Genomic DNA, 26,472 nt, shown 5'->3' on the forward strand with positions numbered 1-26,472 from the left:
GAACCTCAACTCTTACTATTAAGTGTAAAACAGTTGACTACTATCGCAGCGTCAATCTGCGATAACAACCCATTATCCGACCGGTTTTCCAGCACAGAATGCTGAAAGCCGGGCCGTGCGACCGGTTTCTTATTCATATCATTGTAAAACACGTATCCGAACTCTGTATGACAAGGTCCGGCGAAACCACGAGAAAACTCTTGTATTAACAAGAGCGCCCTTGTTCAGTCTTCACAAAGCGTAGTGCCTGCCCGGGAATCCTGAGAAGCGCCGAGATGGGTATAACATCGGCAGGTTTGCAGATTAGAAATGCGAATGGCGGGGTACATGTTCCGGCCTGAAAGGCAGAACTGAATTAGCGGAAAACGACGGTTCATTATCTCGTATCACCTCCACGCAAGCCCGATGAAGCTCGCGACAAGTTAAAGCTAAAAGTTCACTGCTTTACCCGGCTGGAAGTGGCGACACGAAGAAACGTCGTGTGCTTTTTTGTATGAGCCGCGCGCCGCGTTTTATACCGACAAGACGCGGAAAATGCAAAATATAAATGCGGGCATTGACGCACCGTCAGCAAAAATTTCCAGCAGGGTTTTCAGGGGCGTGTGGATACATTTAAAAAAAGCTGGAAATCGGGCGAAGAAGTGACCTAAAATAGCCATCCAGATGTTAATCCATCCATACCGATTAACACTCAGACTGCCAGTGTCACCATCTGCAAGTCCTGGTGGAAAACCCTGCCACGGCTATCCCACACGACAGTTTGAGCTAAACAAATTCTCCTTAGGTAAATTAAAACATGGCAAAACACCTGTTTACGTCCGAGTCTGTATCAGAAGGACATCCTGATAAAATTGCTGACCAAATTTCCGATGCCGTGCTGGATGCGATCCTCGAGCAGGATCCAAAGGCGCGCGTAGCGTGTGAAACCTATGTCAAAACCGGCATGGTGATGGTAGGCGGTGAAATCACGACCAGTGCATGGGTTGATATCGAAGAGATCACCCGTAACACCGTACGTGAAATCGGCTATGTGCATTCTGATATGGGCTTTGATGCCAACTCTTGCGCCGTCCTGAGCGCCATTGGCAAACAGTCCCCTGACATCAACCAGGGCGTTGACCGTGCCGATCCGCTGGAACAGGGTGCGGGCGACCAGGGCCTGATGTTTGGCTACGCTACCAACGAAACCGACGTGCTGATGCCAGCGCCAATCACCTATGCGCACCGTCTGGTGCAGCGTCAGGCTGAAGTGCGTAAAAACGGCACCCTGCCGTGGCTGCGTCCGGATGCGAAAAGCCAGGTCACCTTCCAGTACGACGACGGCAAAATTGTCGGCATTGACGCGGTGGTTCTCTCTACTCAGCACGCTGAAGATATCGAGCAGAAATCCCTGCAGGAAGCGGTGATGGAAGAGATCATCAAGCCGGTTCTGCCAACCGAATGGCTGAATAGTTCCACCAAATACTTCATTAACCCAACGGGCCGCTTTGTTATCGGTGGACCAATGGGCGATTGCGGCCTGACCGGACGTAAGATCATCGTTGATACTTACGGTGGCATGGCGCGTCACGGTGGCGGCGCATTCTCCGGTAAGGATCCGTCTAAAGTTGACCGTTCCGCAGCCTACGCAGCACGTTATGTTGCCAAGAACATCGTGGCTGCTGGCCTGGCAGACCGCTGTGAGATCCAGGTCTCCTACGCTATCGGCGTGGCGGAACCGACCTCCATCATGGTTGAAACCTTCGGTACTGAAAAAGTGCCTTCGGAACAGCTGACCCTGCTGGTACGCGAGTTCTTCGACCTGCGTCCGTACGGTCTGATTCAGATGCTGGATCTGCTGCACCCAATCTACAAAGAAACCGCTGCATACGGTCACTTTGGTCGCGAACATTTCCCATGGGAAAAAACCGACAAAGCCGCTCTGCTGCGTGAAGCTGCCGGTCTGAAATAATCGACTGACCGCTTACTGAAAAAGCCAGCCTCGTGCTGGCTTTTTGTTTTTTATCCCCCTGAATGCCCCGCCTGAAATCGCTTACATCGCGATAAAAACGCAGCCCTTTCGGAATACTCTCTTTGTCTGTCCCGCCCCTCTCACATACTTTTACAGCATCCCATTCAAAACTTTACATTCATAAAACAAAAAACCAACTGGAGGGCTTCATGCCTGATAATAAAAAACAGGGGCGGACGTCCAACAAGACGATGACATTCTTCGTCTGCTTCCTCGCAGCACTGGCAGGATTACTTTTCGGCCTCGATATCGGCGTGATTGCCGGCGCCCTGCCGTTCATTACTGACGAATTCCAGATCGATTCCCATACCCAGGAGTGGGTGGTCAGCTCGATGATGTTCGGGGCTGCGGTTGGGGCAGTTGGCAGCGGCTGGCTCTCCTTCAAACTCGGGCGTAAAAAGAGCCTGATGATTGGCGCGATTCTGTTTGTCGCCGGTTCGCTCTTCTCTGCCGCGGCGCCTAACGTGGAAGTGCTGATTGCTTCGCGTGTGCTGCTGGGTCTGGCGGTGGGTGTGGCCTCTTATACCGCGCCGCTGTATCTGTCTGAGATTGCACCGGAGAAAATCCGCGGCAGCATGATCTCCATGTATCAGCTGATGATCACTATCGGTATTCTCGGGGCCTATCTTTCTGACACCGCCTTCAGCTACAGCGGCGCATGGCGCTGGATGCTGGGCGTGATCATTATCCCGGCGGTACTGCTGCTGATTGGCGTCTTCTTCCTGCCTGACAGTCCGCGCTGGTTTGCGGCTAAACGGCGCTTTAACGATGCGGAGCGCGTCCTGCTGCGCCTGCGCGATACCAGCGCGGAAGCGAAGCGTGAGCTGGAAGAGATCCGCGAAAGCCTGCAGGTCAAACAGAGCGGCTGGGCGCTGTTTAAAGAGAACAGCAATTTCCGTCGGGCGGTGTTCCTTGGCGTGCTGCTGCAGATCATGCAGCAGTTCACCGGGATGAACGTCATTATGTATTACGCGCCGAAAATCTTTGAGCTGGCGGGTTACAGCAACACCACTCAGCAGATGTGGGGCACCGTGATTGTCGGCCTGACCAACGTGCTGGCGACCTTTATCGCCATCGGTCTGGTGGATCGCTGGGGTCGTAAACCGACGCTGACGCTGGGCTTCCTGGTGATGGCCGCCGGTATGGGTGTGCTGGGTACAATGCTGCATGTGGGTATTGATTCCACCGCGATGCAGTACGTAGCCGTCGGGATGCTGCTGATGTTTATTGTTGGTTTTGCGATGAGCGCGGGCCCGCTGATCTGGGTACTCTGTTCTGAGATCCAGCCGCTGAAAGGCCGCGACTTCGGTATTACCTGCTCCACCGCCACCAACTGGATCGCCAACATGATTGTCGGCGCAACCTTCCTGACCATGCTCGATACGCTGGGTAATGCCAACACCTTCTGGGTGTACGGCGGTCTGAACCTGCTGTTTATCGTGCTGACGCTGTGGCTGGTTCCTGAAACGAAACATGTTTCGCTGGAACATATTGAACGCAACCTGATGAAAGGTCGCCCACTGCGCGAAATTGGCTCCCACGACTAATCCGTCCGGCTTCCTCCCCTGCGGAGGAAGCCGCTTGCACCGCCTCGCCGCAGGCTCTATGCTCTGCTCCTATGAAAACACCCCGTCTCCCTATTGCGCTTCAGCAAGCCGCTATGCGCAGCCTGCGCGATAAACTGGCCCAGGCCAATCTGAAACTCGACCGGAACTACCCTGAACCTAAACTGGTGTGGCAGCAGCGCGGCACCGCAGCAGGCACCGCCTGGCTGGATGCGTACGAGATCCGCCTTAACCCTGTTTTAATGCTGGAAAACCAGCAGGCGTTTATTGACGAGGTGGTGCCGCATGAACTGGCGCATCTGCTGGTTTGGAAGTACTTTGGCCGCGTGGCACCGCACGGCAAAGAGTGGAAATGGATGATGGAAGCGGTGCTGGGCGTACCGGCTCGCCGAACCCACCAGTTCGAGCTTGATTCCGTTCGGCGCAATACGTTCCCCTATCGCTGCCCCTGTCAGCAGCACCAGCTTACGGTGCGTCGTCATAATCGGGTGGTGCGCGGTGAAGCCACCTACCGCTGCGTCAAGTGCGGTGAACCCCTTATCGCTGAGTAACCGGCAGAACAATCAGGAACATTCATGATCTGCCTGATTGCATACAGGAACAACTTTCGTTACGTTGCGGGCTCGTTTTGACACGGAGTTCACGATGTCCCGTAATTTCTCTCTCGCGGTCGCGTTTCTGACGACGGCGTTCTCAGGCCATGCGCTGGCCGAAGGTATCCACAGTTTCTCCCAGGCAAAAGCCGCAGGCGTAAAGGTTAATGCCGACGTGCCGGGCGATTTTTACTGCGGCTGTAAAATTAACTGGCAGGGCAAAAAAGGGGTCGTGGATCTGCAGTCCTGCGGCTACAAAGTGCGTAAAAATGAGAACCGTGCCAGCCGTATCGAATGGGAACATGTGGTCCCGGCCTGGCAGTTCGGCCACCAGCGTCAGTGCTGGCAGGATGGCGGACGTAAAAACTGCGCCAAAGACCCGATCTATCGCCAGATAGAGAGCGATATGCATAACCTGCAACCCGCCGTGGGCGAGGTAAATGGCGATCGCGGCAACTTTATGTACAGCCAGTGGAACGGCGGCGAAGGCCAGTATGGCCAGTGCGCCATGAAGGTCGATTTCAAGGAGAAACTTGCGGAGCCGCCTGCCCGCGCCCGCGGCAGCATCGCCCGCATCTATTTCTACATGCGCGACAGGTATCACCTCAACCTCTCCCGCCAGCAGACCCAGCTCTTCAACGCCTGGGATAAACTCTATCCGGTCACGGCCTGGGAGTGCATACGAGACGAGCGCATCGCCAAAGTGCAGGGGAATCACAACCCTTACGTCCAGCGCGCTTGCCAGGCGCAAAAGAGCTAACCTACACTAGCGGCAACTGTTTCTTAGCGTCCCCCTCCCCCTCTCCCCTGCGGGGTGAGGGGGACTCAGCTCTTGATGGATTTCTTAACTATGCGTGTTCCTCGTATTTATCACCCTGAACCGATCGCCGCTGGCAGTGAAATCGCCCTCTCGGAAGAGGCCGCCAACCATGTTGGCCGCGTGCTGCGCATGGGTGCAGGCCAGGCGATTCAACTGTTTGATGGATCAAATCAGGTTTTTGACGCCGAAATCATCCGCGCCGATAAAAAAAGCGTGCAGGTCAGCGTCCTGCGTGGCGACATCGACGATCGTGAATCAACGCTGCATATCCATTTAGGCCAGGTGATGTCGCGCGGCGAAAAAATGGAATTCACCATCCAGAAATCGATCGAACTGGGTGTAAGCCTCATTACGCCACTTTTTTCTGAGCGCTGCGGGGTTAAACTGGATGCTGAACGTCTGAATAAGAAGCTCCAGCAGTGGCAAAAAATCGCCATTGCCGCCTGTGAGCAGTGTGGCCGCAACCGCGTCCCGGAGATCCGTCCGGCCATGGATCTTGAAGCCTGGTGCGCGGAAGAGGAGCAGGGTCTGAAGCTCAACCTTCATCCCCGCGCCAGCGCCAGCATCAACACCCTGCCGCTGCCGGTTGAGCGCGTGCGTTTGTTGATCGGTCCGGAAGGCGGCCTGTCGGCGGATGAGATCGCCATGACCGCACGCTACCAGTTTACTGATATTCTGTTGGGACCCCGCGTTCTGCGTACTGAGACCACCGCGCTAACCGCCATCACTGCCCTGCAGGTGCGTTTTGGTGATTTAGGTTGAAGCATTAACGGAGAAGACAATGATCAAGCTCGGCATCGTGATGGACCCCATCGCAAGCATTAATATCAAGAAAGATTCCAGCTTCGCTATGCTGCTGGAAGCGCAACGTCGCGGCTATCAGCTCCACTATATGGAGATGAGCGACCTCTACCTGATTAACGGCGAGGCGCGTGCGCGCACCCGCATCGTCAACGTCGAGCAGAATTACGATAAATGGTACGAGTTTGGTTCCGAGCAGGATCTGCCGCTTGCCGAACTTGACGTGATCCTGATGCGTAAAGACCCGCCGTTCGACACGGAATACATCTACTGCACCTATATCCTGGAGCGCGCAGAAGAGAAAGGCACCCTGATCGTCAACAAACCGCAGAGCCTGCGCGACTGTAACGAGAAGCTCTACACCGCCTGGTTCTCCGACCTGACGCCAGAGACGCTGGTAACGCGCAATAAAGCGCAGCTGAAAGCCTTCTGGCAGAAACATGGCGATATCATCCTGAAACCGCTGGACGGCATGGGCGGTGCCTCAATCTTCCGCGTTAAAGAGGGTGACCCAAACCTGGGGGTGATCGCCGAAACGCTGACCGAGCACGGTACCCGCTACTGCATGGCGCAGAACTATATTCCGGCGATTGTCGACGGCGACAAGCGCGTGCTGGTGGTGGACGGCGAGCCGGTGCCTTACTGCCTGGCGCGTATTCCGCAGGGTGGCGAAACCCGTGGTAACCTGGCGGCCGGTGGCCGTGGCGAGCCGCGTCCGCTGACCGAAAGCGACTGGGAAATTGCCCGCCGCGTGGGCCCGCTGTTAAAAGCCAAAGGGCTGATCTTCGTTGGCCTCGACATCATTGGCGATCGCCTGACAGAAGTGAACGTGACCAGCCCGACCTGTATTCGTGAAATCGAAGCTGAGTTCCCGGTGTTTATCACCGGCATGCTGATGGATGCGATCGAAAAACGGCTGAAGCAGTAACAGTCCCAATATTTATACACACAACCCTTCATGCTGCATCAAGGCGCAGCCGTTGCCCCGGCAGCGTGAAGGGTGAAGTGTATAGTGACAGTGTCGGGTTTTGTCCGCATACTGGGTACTGTCGCTTTTTAAACCAGGAAACTGAACCTCTGACAATGAATTTACAGCATCACTTTCTGATTGCCATGCCTGCTCTCCAGGATCCGATTTTCCGCCGTTCCGTCGTGTATATCTGCGAGTACAGCGAAGAGGGTGCGATGGGGATTATCATCAATAAACCGCTGGAAAATCTGACTGTTGAAGGCATTCTGGAAAAATTGAAAATTTCCCAGGACGAACGTGTTCCTGAAATTCGTCTCGACAAACCGGTGATGCTGGGTGGCCCGCTGGCAGAAGATCGCGGCTTTATTTTGCATACGCCGCCCGGTTTCTCCTCCAGCATCCGCATCTCTGACAATACCGTTGTGACCACCTCCCGTGACGTGCTGGAGACGCTGGGCACCACCAGCCAGCCGGCGGATGTGCTTGTGGCGCTCGGTTACGCCTCATGGGAAAAAGGCCAGCTTGAGCAGGAGATCCTGGATAATGCCTGGCTCACTGCCCCGGCAGATCTGAACATTCTGTTTAAAACCCCCATCGCCGATCGCTGGCGGGATGCGGCAAAACTGATTGGCATTGATATCCAGACCATGCCTGGCGTCGCGGGGCATGCCTGATGAGCGGCACGCTTCTCGCCTTTGATTTCGGCACTAAAAGTATCGGCGTGGCGATCGGCCAGCGCATCACCGGCACCGCCCGCCCGCTGACGGCGCTGAAAGCGCAAAATGGCATCCCGGACTGGAACCTGATCGAACGACTGCTGAAAGAGTGGCAGCCGGACGAGGTCATCGTCGGTTTACCGTTGAATATGGATGGCACAGAACAGCCACTAACTGCCCGGGCGCGCAATTTTGCCAATAAAATTCATGGCCGTTTTGGCGTGGCGATTAAGCTGCATGACGAACGGTTAAGCACGGTTGAAGCCCGCGCCGGTCTGTTCGAGCATGGCGGTTTTCGCGCGCTAAACAAAGGCAGCGTCGATTCCGCTTCTGCGGTGATTATTCTCGAAAGTTTCTTCGAGCAGGGTTACTGATCCCCTTCCCTTTGCCCGGCAATCCGGGCAATTCATTCCCGGTCCGCCAGCAGCGTAGCGTTGAGCGCGGTCAGCTCATCAAGACGGGAGCGGACGCTCTCATCGTCAATATTCCACATGCCGGCAAAGGCCAGCGCGGCATGGTGCGCCCCTACGGGCACCGCCATCGACACTTCACCGTCGTCATGATGCCAGATCACACGTCCCTGCTCGCGCTGCTGGGCCACATGCGGGGCGAGGTTTTGCCACTGCTCTGGCGTAAAGCGTGGGATTAGCGCGTCATCCGGTTCGCTCGCCAGTAGCGACATGCCAATCACCGATTGCCAGGCAGGGAGCATATGGAATCCGGCCAGCGCCTGGCTGGCCTGGCTGCCGGGAACGGCGTGCCAGATATAGATGACCTGATCCTCCCACAGCACGCCCAGGGCCACCACGATATCGCGTGGCGCATGGCGCTCCAGCCGGGGCAAGGCGCGGGAGAAAAGCTCCGAGCCACGGATGGACTGCGCCGCCAGGGCATGAATGCCGGGACCAGGCAGGTAGCGACGATGCTCGTCCTGCATGGTCAGGCCAATAGAAGCCATGGTCATCAGCAAACGGTTCACCCGAGTGGTGTTGATCCCCATCAGTCGTGCGAGTTCACGGCAACCGATAGCACGGTCGCTGGAAACCAGATATTGCAGACAGCGAATGCCGTCGATAAGACTTTGGTTCGGTTGTGATGACATAGCCGCTTTCAATCAGTGCAATCAGAACTCGATTTTAGCGCCCGTACCGCAGGAAACAAGGCCATGAGAGGCATTCTCTGCTGGCACAGGCTCATGACAATCGCCCCTGCGCCCTGCGCTCAGCCAGGCTCTGCTCGAAGTTTTGCATGCCAGCCTGCTGCCCGGTCTGGATCACGCCGGGCAGTTGCCAGGTTTTTCCTTCGCGGATTAAATTGGCTGCCGCAGGGGTATTAACCAGTAATTCGAACAGCGCGACGCGCCCCTGCTGGTTATCCCTTTCGAGTTTTTGCGCCAGCACGGCGCGCAGGCTGCCTGCCAGCTGTTTCCGTACCGGCTCTTTTTCCTGCGCAGGGAAGGCATCCACCAGCCTCTCCACTGCCTGGGCGGCGCCCCGGGTGTGGAGCGTCGCCAGCACCAGATGCCCGGTCTCTGCGGCGGTAAGCGCAAGACGTATCGTCTCGCTGTCACGCAGTTCGCCCAGCAGGATTACATCGGGATCTTCACGTAATGCAGCCCGCAGCGCGTCGGCAAAGGAGAGGCAATGCAGGCCAATCTCCCGCTGCTGAACCAGGCAACGCTTGCTTTGATGGATAAATTCCACCGGATCTTCGAGCGTCAGGATATGCCCGTCGCTATGGTGATTGAGAAAATCGACCATTGCCGCAAGGGTGGTGGATTTACCGCTGCCTGTCGCCCCGGTCACCAGTATCAGACCGTTATCGTGCGCCAGCAGTTCGGGTATCGCCCGCGGCGCTCCCAGGGTGCGCAACTGCGGGCACGCGTCTGGAAGCAGGCGGAGCACCAGAGAACACCCCTGCATATGCGCAAAGGCGCTGGCCCGCAGCCGCTGCCTGCTCGCAAGCGTAACGGCAAAATCCACCTGCCCTTGGGCACACCATGCACCCTGCTGCTCGTCGCTAAGCCAGCTTTTCAGCAGCATCGCGACCTCCGGCCCCGGAAAGGGAGCAAATTCCATTTTCCCTCGCCGCCGCCAGCGAGGTGGTGCGTTACTGCACAGGTGTAGATCCGACACATTATGCTTTACACTAAGGGCCACAATTTCTTCCATATCCATTTAATGATCCCCGGAAAATGAACGACATTGCGCATAACCTGGCACAGGTCAGGGACAAAATCTCAGCCGCGGCAACAGGTTGCGGCCGTGCTTCAGAAGAAGTTACGTTGCTTGCAGTCAGTAAAACCAAGCCTGCGAGCGCTATCGCAGAAGCCATTGATGCAGGCCAGCGCATGTTCGGTGAAAACTACGTGCAGGAAGGGGTGGAAAAAATCCGCCATTTCCGGGAAAAGGGCACCGCGGATCTGCAGTGGCACTTTATCGGACCACTACAGTCGAACAAAAGCCGGCTGGTGGCGGAGCATTTCGACTGGTGTCATACCGTCGATCGTCTGCGCATCGCCACCCGTCTGAGCGAGCAGCGCCCGGCAGAGATGCCGCCGCTTAACGTGCTGATCCAAATCAACATTAGCGATGAGAACAGTAAATCCGGCATTGCGCTGGATGCCCTGGATCTGCTGGCGAAACAGGTTGCCGCTCTGCCCGGCCTTCGCCTGCGCGGGTTAATGGCGATCCCGGCCCCTGAAACAGATTACGACAGGCAGTTTGCCGTAGCCCGGCAAATGGCTGTAGCATTTGAGGCGCTTAAAACGCGCTACCCAACGGTCGACACGCTTTCACTGGGCATGACGGACGATATGGCCGCCGCGATTGCGGCTGGCAGCACCATGGTGCGCATCGGGACAGCAATTTTCGGCGCGCGCGATTACACCCAATAATAAGGAAACCTGAGGAACGCCATGAAGACGTTGACCTTCCTGCTCTCAACGGTCATTGAACTGTATACGATGGTGCTTTTGTTACGCGTCTGGATGCAGTGGGCCCGTTGTGATTTTTACAACCCCTTCTCACAGTTTGTCGTGAAAGTGACCCAACCGATTGTCGGACCGCTGCGCCGGGTGATCCCGCCAATGGGCCCGATTGACAGCGCCTCCCTGCTGGTTGCGCTGATCCTGTGCGTGGTGAAAGCGATCGTGCTGTTTATGGTCATCACCTTCCAGCCGATCATCTGGATCGCGGCGGTGTTGATCCTGATAAAAACGATCGGCCTGCTGATTTTCTGGGTTCTGCTGCTGATGGCGATCATGAGCTGGGTAAGCCAGGGCCGTAGCCCGGTGGAGTATGTCCTGATTCAGCTTGCAGACCCGCTGCTGCGCCCGATTCGTAATCTGCTGCCGGCCATGGGCGGGATCGACTTCTCTCCAATGATCCTCGTACTGCTGCTGTACGTGATCAATATGGGTATCGCTGAACTGCTGCAGTCCACAGGCAATATGCTACTGCCGGGGCTGTGGATGGCGTTATGAGTGCTGTCAGCACCTGCGCCGATGGGCTGGTTTTATGGCTGTATATTCAGCCGAAAGCCAGCCGCGACACGATTATCGGGCTGCATGGCGACGAAGTAAAAGTCGCCATCACTGCCCCTCCTGTGGACGGCCAGGCCAATGCCCATCTGGTGAAGTATCTGGCGAAGCAGTTTCGCGTTGCGAAAAGCCAGGTGCTGATCGAGAAAGGTGAACTGGGCCGTCACAAGCAGGTCAAAATTCTTCATCCGCAACAAATCCCGACGGAAGTCGCGGCACTGATACAACAGGATTAACAGATGCAAAAAGTTGTTCTCGCTACCGGTAACGCCGGTAAAGTGCGCGAGCTGGCCTCGCTGTTAAATGATTTTGGTCTGGATGTGGTTGCCCAGACCGAACTGGGGGTGGACTCTGCAGAAGAGACCGGCCTGACCTTTATTGAAAACGCCATTCTGAAGGCGCGCCATGCTGCACAGGTCACCGGCTTACCGGCCATTGCCGATGACTCTGGCCTGGCGGTAGATGCCCTTGGCGGCGCGCCAGGAATTTACTCCGCCCGCTATTCTGGCGTCGATGCCAGCGATCAGCAGAATCTCGAAAAGCTGCTGGAAACGCTCAAGGATGTGCCGGATGAGCAGCGCAAGGCGCAGTTCCACTGCGTGCTGGTCTATATGCGACACGCTGAAGACCCAACGCCGCTGGTCTGCCACGGCAGCTGGCCGGGCGTGATAGCCCGCGAGGCGGCAGGCAATGGTGGCTTTGGCTACGATCCGATCTTCTTTGTCCCGAGCGAGGGCAAAACCGCTGCGGAACTGACCCGCGAAGAAAAAAGCGCGATTTCCCATCGTGGACGCGCCCTGAAACTGTTACTGGAAGCATTACGTAATGGCTAATTTGCCACCATTGAGTCTTTATATTCACATCCCGTGGTGCGTGCAGAAATGCCCGTACTGCGATTTCAACTCGCATGCGCTAAAAGGCGAAGTGCCCCATGACGATTACGTTCAGCATCTGCTTGCCGATCTGGACGCCGACGTACCTTACGCGCAGGGACGTGAAGTAAAGACCATTTTTATCGGTGGCGGTACGCCGAGCCTGCTCTCAGGGCCGGCGATGCAAACGCTGCTGGATGGCGTGCGAGCGCGCCTTAATCTGGCAGCGGATGCAGAGATTACCATGGAGGCCAACCCGGGTACCGTTGAGGCCGACCGTTTTGTGGAGTATCAGCGCGCCGGGGTGAACCGTATCTCTATTGGCGTGCAGAGCTTTAGCGCGCCGAAGTTAACGCGTCTGGGGCGCATTCATGGCCCGGATGAGGCGAAACGTGCCGCTCACCTGGCGACCGGGCTGGGATTGCGCAGCTTTAACCTCGACCTGATGCACGGCCTGCCGGATCAGTCCCTGGAGGAAGCGCTGGACGATCTACGTCAGGCCATTGAGCTGAACCCGCCGCACCTCTCCTGGTATCAGCTGACCATTGAGCCAAACACGCTGTTTGGTTCACGCCCGCCGGTACTGCCTGATGATGACGCGCTGTGGGATATTTTCGAGCAGGGCCACAAGCTTTTGACCGCCGCCGGGTATCAGCAGTACGAAACCTCGGCCTACGCGAAGCCTGGCTACCAGTGTCAGCACAACCTGAATTACTGGCGTTTTGGCGACTACCTGGGCATTGGCTGTGGCGCCCACGGCAAAGTGACCTTCCCGGACGGACGGATTCTGCGCACGGCTAAAACGCGCCATCCGCGTGGCTATATGGAAGGACGCTATCTTGAGCGCAGCCATGATGTTGAAGCCGACGATAAGCCGTTTGAGTTCTTTATGAACCGCTTCCGCCTGCTGGAACCCGCACCGCGCAAGGAGTTTACGTTGTATACCGGGTTGCCGGAGTCGGTCATTCGTCCGCAGATTGACGAAGCGCTGGCGCAGGGGTATCTGATCGAATGCGCTGATTACTGGCAGATAACCGAGCATGGCAAACTGTTCTTAAACTCCCTTCTTGAGCTATTCCTCGCCGAAGCGTCCTGAAGCAGGCTTCAGGGTTTTGCCTCCCCCTCTGCTGGTTAAGGGAAAAGCGGGCAGAGTGCGGGGAGGGAACTTACTGGTTCTTATGCGAAACAGCTTCGCCGAGAGCGGACCATAGAGACGTCTCCCCTCGCCCCGACCCTCATCCTGAAAGGGAGAGGGTTAAGGTGAGGGGCCCAGAACGCACTAAACTACTTCAACGTCCCCACCAGCGCCTTTCGGCTCTCTTCCAGCGAGACAACACGCTTACACACATCTTTGCCAAAGCTCTGGAAATCCGCTTCCTGGTTTTTCCACTCGTTCTGAATGGCGGTTTGCAGGCCGCCCAGGCTACCCAGTACGCCCTGCAGCGGGTTGCCGCCGCCTTTCAGTACCGCTTTGGCGCCCATTTCGTTAATGCTGTCCTGCAGAATGCCGCCCATCGCCTGGTTCACCAGCTGCTGACCGTCGGCACGTACCTGATCGATCGCTTTATAGTGGAACGTCAGGCCATCGGTGCGATGCTCAATAATGCGGTTCATCTGCTCTTTTAACTGCGCGTCCAGTTTGGTGAGCCGCGAGCGCATGTTGCTGCTCTCACCTACCTCTTTCGCGATGATCTTATCCAGCGCGACACGGCCTTTTTCCACGCGGGTCTGTGCGCCTTCGTCGATCCACGGCAGCGCGCTGCGCAGATCGGCCTGGTAATCTTTTGCCTGTTCACGTTGGGCTGCGCTCAGCGTGTACTGCTTGCCGTTAAACATGACGTTGCCATCCGGGGTGATCACCAGATTGCCGTTCTCACCTTTTACCTGCACGGTTTGGGGACTCAGGATCACATCGTCACGCGGCGTGACTTCACATTTGTACTCTGCGTGAGCGGTGAGTGCCGTGGTCATTAAGGCCGCGGCGAGCAGCGTTTTGCGCATCATATATTCTCCCTCATACAAAATGGGCCAGCAATTGCTGGCCCCTGATGCTCTATTAGTCCCACCAAATGTCGAAAAGTTCGCTGATGCGCACCTCTTCGAATTTGTGGTCTTCCAGCCACTTACGCACAATGGCCTGATCTTCTTCGCTACACTTGCCGATCTCTTGTTTGCAGATCAAACCTTCCCACGCCAGGTAGCCGCTGCCGTCAAACGCCAGCTTGTTCGGCTCGATGACTTCATTGATGAAAGCGTCGACATCTTCATCAATTTTTTCTACGCTGGTGCCTTCCGGGAAACGCCATGCAACCGAAAAACCCACCTCCTGGAACTCCTCGATGTGCATTTTCTTACGCAGACGACGGCTACGGTTCTTTGCCATTATTTTACCCTCTCGAACATTAAGTCCCATACGCCGTGACCAAGACGATGGCCACGCTGTTCAAATTTGGTTACCGGACGCGATTCAGGACGCGGTACATAGTCATTGCTCGCAGACTGGTTTTTATACCCGTCCAGCGCCGACATCACCTCCAGCATATGTTCCGCATACTGTTCCCAGTCGGTTGCCATATGGAAAACACCACCCAGCTTCAGTTTGCTTCTGAGAAGCTCAGCAAACGGCGCCTGAACGATACGGCGTTTATTATGACGTGCTTTGTGCCACGGGTCAGGGAAAAAGAGCTGAACCATGCTCAGAGAATTGTCAGGGATCATCTTGTGCAGCACTTCTACCGCGTCGTGACACATCACGCGCAGGTTCTCGACGCCCTCTTCGTGGGCGGTCGCCAGACACGCACCGACGCCCGGGGAGTGCACTTCAATGCCGAGGAAGTTCTGCTCCGGGCGCGCTTTTGCCATGGTCACCAGCGAAGCGCCCATGCCAAAACCGATCTCAAGTGTAATTGGCGCGTCGCGGCCAAACAGCGCCACAAAGTCGAGCGGCTGTTCGGTGAACTCAACGCCCATCACCGGCCAGTAGTTATCCAGCGCGTGCTGCTGCCCTTTGGTCAGGCGCCCCTGACGGCGGACAAAGCTGCGAATACGGCGCAGCGGGCGACCGTTTTCATCAAATTCCGGTGATATGACGTCGTTTTTCATAAAAGAGTAGTCTGCTTGTGAGAATGTTCGGGAAACGGGCATTATCCAAAGTTAATGACCGGATGCAAGCATGGGAAAGATCCGGTTTACAGCCGCATGCCTCTGTGCTGCAATCTGCCTCCCTGATACCGCAAAGCGAAGACCATGCAAGCCTCTCAATTTTCAGCCCAGGTGCTGGACTGGTACGACAAATACGGGCGTAAAACCCTGCCCTGGCAAATTGAAAAAACACCGTACAAAGTATGGCTCTCAGAGGTGATGTTGCAACAAACGCAGGTCGCGACGGTTATCCCTTACTTTGAGCGCTTTATGGCGCGTTTTCCAACGGTGACCGATCTGGCTAACGCACCGCTGGATGAAGTGCTGCATCTGTGGACCGGGCTCGGCTATTACGCCCGCGCCCGCAACCTGCATAAAGCCGCCCAGCAGGTGGTTTCGCTGCACGGTGGCACCTTCCCGGAAACCTTCGATGAAGTGGCCGCCCTGCCGGGCGTGGGGCGCTCCACCGCCGGGGCCATTCTTTCTCTCTCGCTGGGCAAACATTTCCCGATTCTCGACGGCAACGTTAAACGCGTGCTGGCGCGCTGCTACGCCGTCGGTGGCTGGCCGGGCAAGAAAGAGGTGGAGAAACGCCTCTGGGAGATCAGTGAAGCGGTCACTCCCGCTCAGGGTGTTGAACGCTTTAACCAGGCGATGATGGATTTAGGGGCAATGGTCTGCACCCGCTCGAAACCGAAATGCGAACTGTGCCCGCTGAATAATCTCTGCGTGGCCTATGCTAACCAGTCGTGGGCGCACTATCCCGGTAAAAAGCCGAAGCAGACCTTACCAGAACGTACCGGCTATTTTCTGCTGATGCAGCACGAGGAGACCGTCTGGCTCGCCCAGCGTCCGCCAAGCGGTTTATGGGGCGGTCTCTTCTGCTTCCCGCAGTTTGAGGATGAAGAGCATCTTCGCGACTGGCTGGCGCAACGCGGCATCCCTGCCGATACTCTTGTGCAGCTCACCGCGTTTCGCCATACCTTCAGCCACTTCCATCTGGATATTGTTCCAATGTGGCTTCCCGTGTCCTCATTCACGGCGTGCATGGATGAAGGCACCGCTCTCTGGTATAACTTAGCGCAACCGCCGTCAGTGGGGCTCGCGGCTCCCGTAGAGCGCCTGTTACAGCAATTACGTGTCGGAGCAACGGTTTAGCTCCGGGCGACAAAGAGGAATCAGTATGGCCAGAACAATTTTTTGCACCTTCCTGCAGCGTGAAGCAGAAGGCCAGGACTTCCAGCTCTATCCGGGCGATCTGGGTAAGCGCATCTATAACGAAATTTCGAAAGAGGCGTGGGCGCAGTGGCAACACAAGCAAACCATGCTGATTAACGAGCGCAAGCTCAACATGATGAACGTTGAACACCGCAAACAGCTTGAAGAGGAGATGGTCAATTTCCTGTTTGAAGGCAAAGACGTTCACATCGAAGGCTATACGCCACCAGAAAAATAATATCGTGCCGCCTTGCCTGGTCTACGGTTTGTAGGCCGGGTAAGCGTAGCGCCCCCGGCGAAAAGAGCCCCAGAACCAACACAACACGCACTCCTGGAATGATGAAAAAATTTTTAGCGCTTGCTCTTGTTGCACCGTTACTTGTTTCGTGTTCCTCCAGTAAGAAAGGCGATAGCTATAACGAAGCCTGGGTAAAGGACACCAACGGTTTTGACATTCTGATGGGGCAATTCGCCCATAACATCGAAAATATCTGGGGATTTAACGAGGTTCTGATCGCAGGACCAAAGGACTACGTTAAGTATACCGACGCTTACCAGACCCGCAGCCACATCAACTTTGACGAAGGTACTATTACCGTCGAGACCATCGCCGGAACCGATCCTGCGGCGCGTTTGCGCGAGGCGATCGTGAAAACCTTGCTGATGGGTGACGATCCGGGCTCTATCGACCTCTACTCCGATGCTGACGACATCACCATCTCCAAAGAGCCGTTCCTCTATGGCCAGGTGGTGGATCAAACCGGCCAGTCCATTCGCTGGGAAGGCCGTGCTAATAATTTTGCTAACTACCTGTTGCAGACGCGTCTGAAAAGCCGCAGCAATGGCCTGCGCGTTATCTACAGCGTGACCATTAACCTGGTGCCAAACCACCTCGATAAACGTGCTCATAAATATGTCGGAATGGTGCGCCAGGCGTCGCGTAAATATGGTGTCGATGAGTCGCTGATCCTGGCGATTATGCAGACCGAATCCTCGTTCAACCCCTACGCGGTGAGCCGTTCCGACGCGCTGGGCCTGATGCAGGTTGTGCAGCACAGCGCCGGGAAAGATGTGTTCCGCTCGCAGGGAAGATCGGGTATGCCAAGCCGCAGTTACCTGTTTGATCCTGCCAGCAATATCGACACCGGTACCGCCTACCTGGCGATGCTGAACAACGTCTACCTGAGCGGCATCGATAACCCGACCTCTCGCCGCTACGCGGTGATCACCGCCTACAACGGCGGCGCAGGCAGCGTGCTGCGCGTCTTCTCCAGCGATAAAATCCAGGCGGCAAACATTATCAACAGTATGTCACCGGGGGATGTATACCAGACCCTCACCAGCCGTCACCCTTCCGCAGAATCCCGCCGCTACCTCTACAAGGTCAATACGGCTCAGAAGAGCTATCGTAGAAAGTAGTGTGACTTTTTTACCCTCTCCTGCGCGGGGAGGGTAAAGAGTCCATCGATCCCCGCCCGCCTTACCCATAGGAAATTGTTATTTGCATCACAATCCAAACTGCAAATTAATGTTGATTGCATTTTTTTGCGGGAGGTAACAAAACATCACGCCACTCGCTGATAGAATTGCATCAAATCCAAAACCCAAATGTTTCTACACCAACATACAGCCCGCTCTCTTTGTGAGGAAAGTAACATGAACCTTAAGCTGCAGCTTAAAATCTTGTCGTTTCTGCAGTTCTGTCTGTGGGGGAGCTGGCTAACCACGCTCGGCTCCTACATGTTTGTCACCCTGAAATTCGATGGTGCTTCCATCGGCGCGGTCTATAGCTCGCTGGGCATTGCCGCGGTATTTATGCCGACCCTGCTCGGGATCGTGGCGGACAAATGGATCAGCGCGAAATGGCTTTACGCCTTCTGCCACCTGGTGGGGGCGGCCACGCTGTTTATGGCCGCGGGGGTAACCACGCCGGGGGCGATGTTTGTGGTGATCCTGCTTAACTCGCTGGCCTATATGCCAACGCTTGGGCTTGTGAACACCATCTCCTACTATCGCCTGAAAACGGCGGGTCTGGACATCGTGACCGACTTCCCGCCGATCCGTATCTGGGGCACCATCGGCTTTATCATGGCGATGTGGGCGGTGAGCTTCTCCGGCTTTGAGCTGAGCCATATGCAGCTCTATATCGGCGCGGCGCTCTCCATCGTGCTGGTGCTGTTCACCCTGACCCTGCCCCACATTCCGGTCTCTAACCAGCAGACAAACCAGAGCTGGAGCTCCATGCTTGGCCTGGACGCGTTCGCGCTGTTTAAAAACAAACGCATGGCGATCTTCTTCATCTTCTCCATGCTGCTGGGCGCGGAGCTGCAGATCACTAACATGTTCGGCAACACCTTCCTGCACAGCTTCGATAACGACCCGATGTTCTCCGGGAGCTTTATCGTTGAACATGCCTCGGTGATGATGTCCATTTCGCAGATCTCCGAAACGCTGTTCATTCTGACCATCCCGTTCTTCCTGAGCCGCTACGGCATCAAGAACGTCATGATGATCAGTATCTTCGCGTGGATGCTGCGCTTCGGTCTGTTCGCCTACGGCGACCCGTCAGCCTTCGGTACCGTGCTGCTGGTGCTGTCGATGATTGTCTACGGCTGTGCGTTCGACTTCTTCAACATCTCCGGTTCCGTCTTTGTGGAGAAAGAGGTACGTCCGGAAATTCGCGCCAGCGCCCAGGGCATGTTCCTGATGATGACCAACGGCTTCGGCTGTATTCTCGGCGGCGTGGTGAGCGGTAAGGTTGTGGAGATGTATACCACCAACGGTATTACCGACTGGCAGCCGGTATGGCTGATCTTTGCAGGCTACTCGCTGGTACTGGCCTTCGCGTTCATGGTGCTGTTCAAGTACAAACATGTTCGTACCCCAACAGGTGTGCAGACCGTCGCACATTAATCTGTGAAATCCCCCTCCCTGCGGAGGGGGATTTTTTTTACTTCAGAACATACCCGTACAAACGCTTGATCCCGTCCGCATCCTTTTCGCTGTAAACGCCCTGCAGTTCCGGAGAAAAACCGGGTAACAGGTTGACGCCCTCTTCCAGCGCCAGGAAGTAACGCTGCACCGCTCCACCCCACAGTTCGCCCGGCACCACACACAGCACCCCTGGCGGGTATGGCAACGCCCCTTCCGCCGCGATACGCCCTTCGGCTTCGCTGATGCGCACCAGCTCGACGTCACCGCGAATAAAGGCCTGGTTAGCATCCTGCGGATTCATCGCCACGGTGGGCAGGCTCTCTTTGCGGAACATCGCCTTTTGCAGATCCTTCACGTCAAAGCTGACATACAGATCGTGCATCTCCTGGCAAAGCTGACGCAGCGTGTAGTCGCGGTAGCGGACCGGATATTTGTTCCAGATGGTCGGCAGGACATCCGCCAGCGGGGTGTCATCTTCAATGTGCTGCTCAAACTGGCCCAGCATCGCCACCAGTTGCGCCATCTTCTCGGTGCTCTCCGCCGGGGTCAGCAGGAAGAGAATGGAGTTGAGATCGCACTTCTCCGGGACAATGCCTTTCTCGCGCAAGTAGTGCGCCAGAATGGTCGCCGGGATGCCAAAGTCGGTGTACTCCCCGCTTTCAGCATCGATGCCCGGCGTGGTCAGCAGCAGCTTGCACGGGTCGACAAAGTACTGCTCTTCGGCATACCCCTCAAAGCCGTGCCATTTCGCCCCCGGTTCAAAGCTGAAGAAACGCAGCTCGCTGGCAATCGCATGGGTAGGATGATCCTGCCACGGACGCCCGGCCACCACCGGCGGGATAAACGGCTTAATCATTTTACAGTTGGCGATAATCGCCTTGCGCGCTTCGATGCCCATCTCAACGCATTCGGCCCACAGCCGACGCCCGCTCTCCCCTTCGTGGATTTTGGCGTTCACGTCAAGGGCCGCAAACAGCGGATAGAACGGGCTGGTGGACGCATGCAGCATAAAGGCATTATTCAGGCGCTTATGCGGGCAGAAACGCGCCTGACCGCGGATATGGTTATCCTTTTTGTGGATCTGCGAGGTCTGGGAGAACCCGGCCTGCTGTTTGTGCACCGACTGAGTGACAAAGATCCCCGGATCGTTCTCGTTTAGCTCCAGCAGCAGCGGCGAGCTGTCGGCCATCATCGGGATAAACTGCTCGTAGCCTACCCACGCCGAGTCGAAGAGGATGTAGTCGCACAGCTGGCCGATTTTATCGATCACCTGACGGGCGTTATAGATGGTGCCGTCATAGGTGCCGAGCTGGATCACCGCCAGGCGGAACGGACGGGCTTCCAGAGCTTTCTCCGGAGCAACATCACGGATCAACTCCCGCAGGTACGCCTCGTCAAAACAGCGATCGTCGATGCCGCCAATAAAGCCAAAGGGGTTGCGCGCCGCTTCGAGGTAAACCGGCGTGGCACCCGCCTGGATCAGCGCCCCATGATGGTTGGACTTATGGTTATTGCGGTCAAACAGCACCAGATCGCCACGGGTCAGCAGCGCGTTAGTCACCACCTTGTTGGCGGCTGAGGTGCCATTAAGAACGAAATAGGTTTTGTCGGCATTGAATACTTTCGCCGCAAACTTTTGCGCATGTTTGGCAGACCCTTCATGGATCAGTAGATCGCCGAGCTTGACGTCGGCGTTGCACATATCGGCACGAAAGAGGTTCTCGCCAAAGAAATCGAAAAACTGGCGGCCGGCGGGATGCTTCTTAAAGAATGCGCCGTGCTGGTGCCCCGGACAGGCAAAGGTGCTGTTATCCATTGCTACATACTGACTAAGGGTGTCGAAAAACGGCGGCAACAGATTCTCTTCATAGCGACAGGCCGCCGCTTCCAGCTCAAGCCACTCCTGTGCCTTACCGTCGATTACCGCATCGACACCCGCAGGCGCGTCTACCGGCTCTGGTGAGAACAGATAAACAGGTAAATGAAAACCGGTGCGTTTCAGTAATGCGAGGATGCCGCTGTGGCTTTCAGCGACGGTAATGACGACTGCCGCCACATCCGTAAAATCGGTGTTATCCAGCGTCACCACTTCCCGGTGCGTGGATAAGGCGGAGGCCAGCTCACGGCTGACGGCAATTTTCATTGATTTCATAAGCGCAAATACCCGTGCAAGGCGAGAAAAAGCCCCGGACAGGGAGTCCCCCTGCCCAACGAATGTGTCTGACCGGAGTTCAGCTCCGACCGCCAGACATCAGTAAAAACAGAGCGCGTCTGGTTTTACTGCTGTCCTGCAGTGAGCCTGCGTTACCCTCACCGCATGGTGAGCTTAGAATAAGCGGTGTGGATGCGGCCAGCCATTCGTACAGCGAGAGAAAGTCTGTTCATGGGCGGCCCCGTATCTGAGAGGAGAAAATTCGCGCAATAATGTCACCTTTCGCCAGGAGGCGCAAGGAGGAATCATTATGCAAAAAATAGCATTACTTTTGGCGGTTACTCACTGAAAAGAGTAATAATAATGCAATATCAATGAGTAAATAACAGGAGTTCATAGTGGTTATTGGACCATTTATTAATGCCGGAGCCGTGCTGCTCGGTGGTGTACTGGGTGCCATGCTCAGCCAGCGATTACCGGAGCGTATCCGCTCCTCCATGCCCTCAATCTTCGGTCTGGCGTCGTTAGGCATTGGCATTTTGCTGGTCATCAAATGCGCCAACCTGCCGGTAATGGTGCTGGCGACCCTGCTTGGGGCACTGATTGGCGAGTTTTGTTATCTGGAAAAGGGTATTAATAGCGCCGTCGGCAAAGCGAAAAATTTACTCTCACGGGGTAAACAGAAAGGCGGTGGCCACGACGCATTTATCCAGAACTACGTCGCCATCATTATTCTCTTCTGCGCCAGCGGCACGGGGATATTTGGCTCAATGCAGGAAGGGATGACCGGCGATCCCAGTATCCTCATCGCCAAAGCCTTTCTCGATTTCTTTACCGCCACAATCTTTGCAACCACGCTGGGGATTGCCGTCGCCGCGATCTCTGTGCCCATGCTGCTTATCCAGCTCGTGCTTGCAACCTGCGCCACGCTGCTGCTACCGCTAACCACTCCGGCGATGATGGCTGACTTTACCGCCGTGGGCGGCCTGCTGCTGCTGGCGACGGGGCTGCGGATCTGCGGTATCAAGATGTTTGCAGTGGTGAATATGCTGCCTGCGCTGGCAATCGCCATGCCGCTCTCTGCCCTGTGGACAGCGTTTTTTGCCTGATAATGCAGCAAAGTGGCGACAGAGTGTGCGGTCAGTAGCGAAACCAACAAATTTCGTTGACGACAGAGGGTAGATCGGGTTTAATGCGCCCCGTTGCCCGGATAGCTCAGTCGGTAGAGCAGGGGATTGAAAATCCCCGTGTCCTTGGTTCGATTCCGAGTCCGGGCACCACTATTTAAAGAACCCGCCCAAAAGGCGGGTTTTTGCTTTCTGAGAGCCGGACTCTTCATCGAACGATGTTCGATTATTCGCCGCAAGCGGCTCACCCCTTCGGGGCCAGCGCGGCAAGCACGCTGTTCAACGCCTCCGGCGTTAGTCCGGGTCCGGGCACCACTATTTAAAGAACCCGCCCAAAAGGCGGGTTTTTGCTTTTGGCAAAACAGAATTTAACAACGGCCCTTTCTCTTCCAGCTTTACTGTCAACGCTTCCGGGCATCTATCAGTACGTCAGCAGCGTTGAACCATTCTGACGTCTTATTTGTGGCACACAGGCGTTGTGGAAGGCATAACCTCTTCAAAGCAGTTCCCCCTCCCCTGGCCTTTCTCGCGTCTTACCGTCGTTAAAACCGCACTCTGCGTAACGATCGATATAGACCACACGATCGCTAGATGGCTGTTATGTCATCGGGAAATGCACATGGCAGTGCACGATATTGCTGAACAATCGACAGGGTGACCCGTAGGCCGGGTAAGGCGAAGCCGCCACCCGGCTTTTTTAACGCCCAACGCAAAAAGCCCATCCGTGAGGATGGGCTTTCGGCTTGTTTGATGCCTGGCAGTTCCCTACTCTCGCATGGGGAGACCCCACACTACCATCGGCGCTACGGCGTTTCACTTCTGAGTTCGGCATGGGGTCAGGTGGGACCACCGCGCTACAGCCGCCAGGCAAATTCTTGGTGCTCTGTACGCAATACTTTATCGCATCAGCCGCGTTGGCCGCGCTCGTAAAGTCAGTCACATACTTCAGTATGCTCCTTCCTTTCCTTCGCTTGCCGCCCTGCTGCTGCGCAAACTATTGTGTACTTAACTCTGAATCAATGCTGAAAATTTTCTCAAATCCACCGAAACAGCTTCGGCGTTGTAAGGTTAAGCCTCACGGTTCATTAGTACCGGTTAGCTCAACGCATCGCTGCGCTTACACACCCGGCCTATCAACGTCGTCGTCTTCAACGTTCCTTCAGGACCCTCAAAGGGTCAGGGAGAACTCATCTCGGGGCAAGTTTCGTGCTTAGATGCTTTCAGCACTTATCTCTTCCGCATTTAGCTACCGGGCAGTGCCATTGGCATGACAACCCGAACACCAGTGATGCGTCCACTCCGGTCCTCTCGTACTAGGAGCAGCCCCCCTCAATTCTCCAGCGCCCACGGCAGATAGGGACCGAACTGTCTCACGACGTTCTAAACCCAGCTCGCGTACCACTTTAAATGGCGAACAGCCATACCCTTGGGACCTACTTCAGCCCCAGGATGTGATGAGCCGACATCGAGGTGCCAAACACCGCCGTCGATATGAACTCTTGGGCGGTATCAGCCTGTTATCCCCGGAGTACCTTTTATCCGTTGAGCGATGGCCCTTCCATACAGAACCACCGGATCACTATGACCTGCTTTCGCACCTGCTCGAGCCGTCACTCTCGCAGTCAAGCCAGCTTATGCCATTGCACTAACCTCCTGATGTCCGACCAGGATTAGCTGACCTTCGTGCTCCTCCGTTACTCTTTAGGAGGAGACCGCCCCAGTCAAACTACCCACCAGACACTGTCCGCAACCCGGATTACGGGTCTACGTTAGAACACCAGCCATTAAAGGGTGGTATTTCAAGGACGGCTCCACGCAGACTGGCGTCCACGCTTCAAAGCCTCCCACCTATCCTACACATCAAGGACCAGTGTTCAGTGTCAAGCTATAGTAAAGGTTCACGGGGTCTTTCCGTCTTGCCGCGGGTACACTGCATCTTCACAGCGATTTCAATTTCACTGAGTCTCGGGTGGAGACAGCCTGGCCATCATTACGCCATTCGTGCAGGTCGGAACTTACCCGACAAGGAATTTCGCTACCTTAGGACCGTTATAGTTACGGCCGCCGTTTACCGGGGCTTCGATCAAGAGCTTCGCGTTGCCGCTGACCCCATCAATTAACCTTCCGGCACCGGGCAGGCGTCACACCGTATACGTCCACTTTCGTGTTTGCACAGTGCTGTGTTTTTAATAAACAGTTGCAGCCAGCTGGTATCTTCGACTGATTTCAGCTCCACCCGCAGGGGCTTCACCTACATATCAGCGTGCCTTCTCCCGAAGTTACGGCACCATTTTGCCTAGTTCCTTCACCCGAGTTCTCTCAAGCGCCTTGGTATTCTCTACCTGACCACCTGTGTCGGTTTGGGGTACGATTTGGTGTTACCTGATGCTTAGAGGCTTTTCCTGGAAGCAGGGCATTTGTTGCTTCAGCACCGTAGTGCCTCGTCATCACACCTCAGCGTTAAAAAGGTACCGGATTTACCTGGAACCTCCGCCTACATGCTTAAACCGGGACAACCGTCGCCCGGCCAACATAGCCTTCTCCGTCCCCCCTTCGCAGTAACACCGAGTACAGGAATATTAACCTGTTTCCCATCGACTACGCCTTTCGGCCTCGCCTTAGGGGTCGACTCACCCTGCCCCGATTAACGTTGGACAGGAACCCTTGGTCTTCCGGCGAGCGGGCTTTTCACCCGCTTTATCGTTACTTATGTCAGCATTCGCACTTCTGATACCTCCAGCATGCCTCACAGCACACCTTCGCAGGCTTACAGAACGCTCCCCTACCCAACAACACATAAGTGTCGCTGCCGCAGCTTCGGTGCATGGTTTAGCCCCGTTACATCTTCCGCGCAGGCCGACTCGACCAGTGAGCTATTACGCTTTCTTTAAATGATGGCTGCTTCTAAGCCAACATCCTGGCTGTCTGTGCCTTCCCACATCGTTTCCCACTTAACCATGACTTTGGGACCTTAGCTGGCGGTCTGGGTTGTTTCCCTCTTCACGACGGACGTTAGCACCCGCCGTGTGTCTCCCGTGATAACATTCCCCGGTATTCGCAGTTTGCATCGGGTTGGTAAGCCGGGATGGCCCCCTAGCCGAAACAGTGCTCTACCCCCGAGGATGAGTTCACGAGGCGCTACCTAAATAGCTTTCGGGGAGAACCAGCTATCTCCCGGTTTGATTGGCCTTTCACCCCCAGCCACAGGTCATCCGCTAATTTTTCAACATTAGTCGGTTCGGTCCTCCAGTTAGTGTTACCCAACCTTCAACCTGCCCATGGCTAGATCACCGGGTTTCGGGTCTATACCCTGCAACTTAACGCCCAGTTAAAACTCGGTTTCCCTTCGGCTCCCCTATACGGTTAACCTTGCTACAGAATATAAGTCGCTGACCCATTATACAAAAGGTACGCAGTCACACCCGAAGGTGCTCCCACTGCTTGTACGTACACGGTTTCAGGTTCTTTTTCACTCCCCTCGCCGGGGTTCTTTTCGCCTTTCCCTCACGGTACTGGTTCACTATCGGTCAGTCAGGAGTATTTAGCCTTGGAGGATGGTCCCCCCATATTCAGACAGGATACCACGTGTCCCGCCCTACTCTTCGAGTTCACAGCAAGTGTGCTTTCGTGTACGGGAGTATCACCCTGTACCCTGCGACTTTCCAGACGCTTCCACTAACACACAAGCTGATTCAGACTCCGGGCTGCTCCCCGTTCGCTCGCCGCTACTGGGGGAATCTCGGTTGATTTCTTTTCCTCGGGGTACTTAGATGTTTCAGTTCCCCCGGTTCGCCTCGTTAGCCTATGTATTCAGCTAACGATAGTGTGACGAATCACACTGGGTTTCCCCATTCGGACATCGCCGGGTCAAGGGTTCATATCACCTCGCCGGCGCTTTTCGCAGATTAGCACGTCCTTCATCGCCTCTGACTGCCAGGGCATCCACCGTGTACGCTTAGTCGCTTAACCTCACAACCCGAAGCTGTTTCACTTCGTGTTGTGAAAATTTGA

Annotated in this window: 26 protein-coding genes, 1 tRNA gene and 2 rRNA genes; 19 read left to right on the forward strand and 10 right to left on the reverse strand. The window is 55.7% G+C overall.

The window, feature by feature from the left end; all coding sequences use genetic code 11:
• Positions 1 to 5 precede the first annotated feature (5 nt).
• A complete protein-coding gene (gene yqgB / locus C2U54_RS00475; protein ID WP_139156299.1) occupies positions 6 to 137 on the reverse strand; it encodes an acid stress response protein YqgB in 132 nt (43 codons plus the stop codon).
• 87 nt (positions 138 to 224) lie between these two features.
• The gene (locus C2U54_RS27940; RefSeq protein WP_418936642.1) at positions 225 to 377 is read right to left on the reverse strand and encodes a hypothetical protein; all 153 of its coding nucleotides are present in this window, start codon (positions 375 to 377) and stop codon (positions 225 to 227) included.
• Between the two features lie 419 nt (positions 378 to 796).
• On the opposite strand from C2U54_RS27940, the gene metK reads away from it, so the two are divergent.
• From metK to ruvX, 8 genes are all read left to right on the forward strand, one after another.
• A complete protein-coding gene (gene metK / locus C2U54_RS00485; protein WP_103176917.1) occupies positions 797 to 1,951 on the forward strand; it encodes a methionine adenosyltransferase in 1,155 nt (384 codons plus the stop codon).
• Between the two features lie 209 nt (positions 1,952 to 2,160).
• Positions 2,161 to 3,558 carry a sugar porter family MFS transporter gene (locus C2U54_RS00490; RefSeq protein ID WP_103176918.1) on the forward strand — a complete coding sequence of 466 codons (1,398 nt, stop codon included), beginning with the start codon at positions 2,161 to 2,163 and terminating at the stop codon, positions 3,556 to 3,558.
• A gap of 71 nt (positions 3,559 to 3,629) precedes the next feature.
• A complete protein-coding gene (locus tag C2U54_RS00495) occupies positions 3,630 to 4,127 on the forward strand; it encodes a SprT family zinc-dependent metalloprotease (RefSeq protein WP_103176919.1) in 498 nt (165 codons plus the stop codon).
• Positions 4,128 to 4,221: 94 nt separating this feature from the next.
• Positions 4,222 to 4,929, forward strand: a complete 708-nt coding sequence (gene endA, locus C2U54_RS00500; protein WP_103176920.1) for a deoxyribonuclease I — start codon at positions 4,222 to 4,224, stop codon at positions 4,927 to 4,929.
• Between the two features lie 90 nt (positions 4,930 to 5,019).
• A complete protein-coding gene (gene rsmE / locus C2U54_RS00505) occupies positions 5,020 to 5,751 on the forward strand; it encodes a 16S rRNA (uracil(1498)-N(3))-methyltransferase (RefSeq protein WP_103176921.1) in 732 nt (243 codons plus the stop codon).
• A gap of 19 nt (positions 5,752 to 5,770) precedes the next feature.
• Complete coding sequence (gene gshB, locus C2U54_RS00510) at positions 5,771 to 6,718, forward strand: glutathione synthase (RefSeq protein ID WP_103176922.1); 948 nt, start codon at positions 5,771 to 5,773, stop codon at positions 6,716 to 6,718.
• 155 nt (positions 6,719 to 6,873) lie between these two features.
• Positions 6,874 to 7,434, forward strand: a complete 561-nt coding sequence (locus C2U54_RS00515) for a YqgE/AlgH family protein (RefSeq protein ID WP_103176923.1) — start codon at positions 6,874 to 6,876, stop codon at positions 7,432 to 7,434.
• Positions 7,434 to 7,850 (forward strand): Holliday junction resolvase RuvX, encoded by a 417-nt coding sequence (gene ruvX / locus C2U54_RS00520; RefSeq protein ID WP_103176924.1) that lies wholly within the window; start codon positions 7,434 to 7,436, stop codon positions 7,848 to 7,850. Before C2U54_RS00515 ends, ruvX begins: the two co-directional genes overlap by 1 nt.
• Positions 7,851 to 7,882: 32 nt before the next feature.
• Here the strand turns inward: ruvX and C2U54_RS00525 are convergent, their stop codons facing one another.
• On the reverse strand, positions 7,883 to 8,578 hold the full coding sequence (locus tag C2U54_RS00525; RefSeq protein ID WP_103176925.1) for a transcriptional regulator: 696 nt from the start codon (positions 8,576 to 8,578) through the stop codon (positions 7,883 to 7,885).
• Between the two features lie 91 nt (positions 8,579 to 8,669).
• Complete coding sequence (locus C2U54_RS00530; protein ID WP_103176926.1) at positions 8,670 to 9,653, reverse strand: type IV pilus twitching motility protein PilT; 984 nt, start codon at positions 9,651 to 9,653, stop codon at positions 8,670 to 8,672.
• 17 nt (positions 9,654 to 9,670) lie between these two features.
• Here C2U54_RS00530 and C2U54_RS00535 point away from each other — a divergent pair, with 17 nt between their 5' ends.
• Genes C2U54_RS00535 through hemW form a run of 5 tightly spaced genes read left to right on the forward strand, consistent with a single transcriptional unit; the run spans position 9,671 to position 12,985 of the window.
• Positions 9,671 to 10,372 (forward strand): YggS family pyridoxal phosphate-dependent enzyme, encoded by a 702-nt coding sequence (locus C2U54_RS00535; RefSeq protein WP_103176927.1) that lies wholly within the window; start codon positions 9,671 to 9,673, stop codon positions 10,370 to 10,372.
• A 21-nt stretch (positions 10,373 to 10,393) separates the two neighbouring features.
• Complete coding sequence (locus C2U54_RS00540; RefSeq protein ID WP_103176928.1) at positions 10,394 to 10,960, forward strand: YggT family protein; 567 nt, start codon at positions 10,394 to 10,396, stop codon at positions 10,958 to 10,960.
• Complete coding sequence (gene yggU / locus C2U54_RS00545; RefSeq protein WP_103176929.1) at positions 10,957 to 11,253, forward strand: DUF167 family protein YggU; 297 nt, start codon at positions 10,957 to 10,959, stop codon at positions 11,251 to 11,253. Before C2U54_RS00540 ends, yggU begins: the two co-directional genes overlap by 4 nt.
• A gap of 3 nt (positions 11,254 to 11,256) precedes the next feature.
• A complete protein-coding gene (locus C2U54_RS00550; RefSeq protein ID WP_103176930.1) occupies positions 11,257 to 11,850 on the forward strand; it encodes an XTP/dITP diphosphatase in 594 nt (197 codons plus the stop codon).
• Complete coding sequence (hemW, locus tag C2U54_RS00555; protein WP_103176931.1) at positions 11,843 to 12,985, forward strand: radical SAM family heme chaperone HemW; 1,143 nt, start codon at positions 11,843 to 11,845, stop codon at positions 12,983 to 12,985. The genes C2U54_RS00550 and hemW overlap by 8 nt, the downstream gene beginning before the upstream one ends.
• 188 nt (positions 12,986 to 13,173) lie before the next feature.
• Here hemW and C2U54_RS00560 read toward each other — a convergent pair whose 3' ends face one another.
• From C2U54_RS00560 to trmB, 3 genes are read right to left on the reverse strand one after another with little or no spacing between them, the layout of a single operon-like run.
• Positions 13,174 to 13,893, reverse strand: coding sequence for a DUF2884 domain-containing protein (locus tag C2U54_RS00560; protein WP_103176932.1), 720 nt, complete (start codon positions 13,891 to 13,893; stop codon positions 13,174 to 13,176).
• Positions 13,894 to 13,945: 52 nt separating this feature from the next.
• The gene (locus C2U54_RS00565; RefSeq protein WP_103176933.1) at positions 13,946 to 14,272 is read right to left on the reverse strand and encodes a YggL family protein; all 327 of its coding nucleotides are present in this window, start codon (positions 14,270 to 14,272) and stop codon (positions 13,946 to 13,948) included.
• A complete protein-coding gene (gene trmB, locus C2U54_RS00570) occupies positions 14,272 to 14,991 on the reverse strand; it encodes a tRNA (guanosine(46)-N7)-methyltransferase TrmB (protein ID WP_103176934.1) in 720 nt (239 codons plus the stop codon). Before trmB ends, C2U54_RS00565 begins: the two co-directional genes overlap by 1 nt.
• Positions 14,992 to 15,135: 144 nt before the next feature.
• Between trmB and mutY the strand changes: the two genes are divergently transcribed.
• From mutY to C2U54_RS00590, 4 genes are all read left to right on the forward strand, one after another.
• The gene (mutY, locus tag C2U54_RS00575) at positions 15,136 to 16,188 is read left to right on the forward strand and encodes an A/G-specific adenine glycosylase (RefSeq protein WP_103176935.1); all 1,053 of its coding nucleotides are present in this window, start codon (positions 15,136 to 15,138) and stop codon (positions 16,186 to 16,188) included.
• Positions 16,189 to 16,213: 25 nt separating this feature from the next.
• On the forward strand, positions 16,214 to 16,486 hold the full coding sequence (locus C2U54_RS00580; protein WP_103176936.1) for an oxidative damage protection protein: 273 nt from the start codon (positions 16,214 to 16,216) through the stop codon (positions 16,484 to 16,486).
• Positions 16,487 to 16,587: 101 nt separating this feature from the next.
• Positions 16,588 to 17,667, forward strand: a complete 1,080-nt coding sequence (gene mltC / locus C2U54_RS00585; RefSeq protein WP_103176937.1) for a membrane-bound lytic murein transglycosylase MltC — start codon at positions 16,588 to 16,590, stop codon at positions 17,665 to 17,667.
• 237 nt (positions 17,668 to 17,904) lie between these two features.
• A complete protein-coding gene (locus C2U54_RS00590) occupies positions 17,905 to 19,161 on the forward strand; it encodes a nucleoside permease (protein WP_103176938.1) in 1,257 nt (418 codons plus the stop codon).
• A gap of 37 nt (positions 19,162 to 19,198) precedes the next feature.
• Here C2U54_RS00590 and C2U54_RS00595 read toward each other — a convergent pair whose 3' ends face one another.
• On the reverse strand, positions 19,199 to 21,334 hold the full coding sequence (locus C2U54_RS00595) for an ornithine decarboxylase (RefSeq protein ID WP_103176939.1): 2,136 nt from the start codon (positions 21,332 to 21,334) through the stop codon (positions 19,199 to 19,201).
• 398 nt (positions 21,335 to 21,732) lie between these two features.
• Between C2U54_RS00595 and C2U54_RS00600 the strand changes: the two genes are divergently transcribed.
• Together C2U54_RS00600 and C2U54_RS00605 are read left to right on the forward strand one after the other, a co-directional pair.
• Positions 21,733 to 22,443 (forward strand): DUF554 domain-containing protein, encoded by a 711-nt coding sequence (locus C2U54_RS00600; protein WP_103176940.1) that lies wholly within the window; start codon positions 21,733 to 21,735, stop codon positions 22,441 to 22,443.
• Between the two features lie 95 nt (positions 22,444 to 22,538).
• Positions 22,539 to 22,614 (forward strand) — tRNA-Phe (locus C2U54_RS00605).
• Positions 22,615 to 23,213: 599 nt separating this feature from the next.
• Here C2U54_RS00605 and rrf read toward each other — a convergent pair.
• Positions 23,214 to 23,329, reverse strand: a 5S ribosomal RNA gene (gene rrf, locus C2U54_RS00615).
• 196 nt (positions 23,330 to 23,525) lie between these two features.
• A 23S ribosomal RNA gene (locus tag C2U54_RS00620) occupies positions 23,526 to 26,430 on the reverse strand.
• Positions 26,431 to 26,472 lie beyond the last annotated feature (42 nt).

This window comes from Leclercia sp. LSNIH1, from assembly GCF_002902985.1.
Lineage (GTDB): Bacteria > Pseudomonadota > Gammaproteobacteria > Enterobacterales > Enterobacteriaceae > Enterobacter.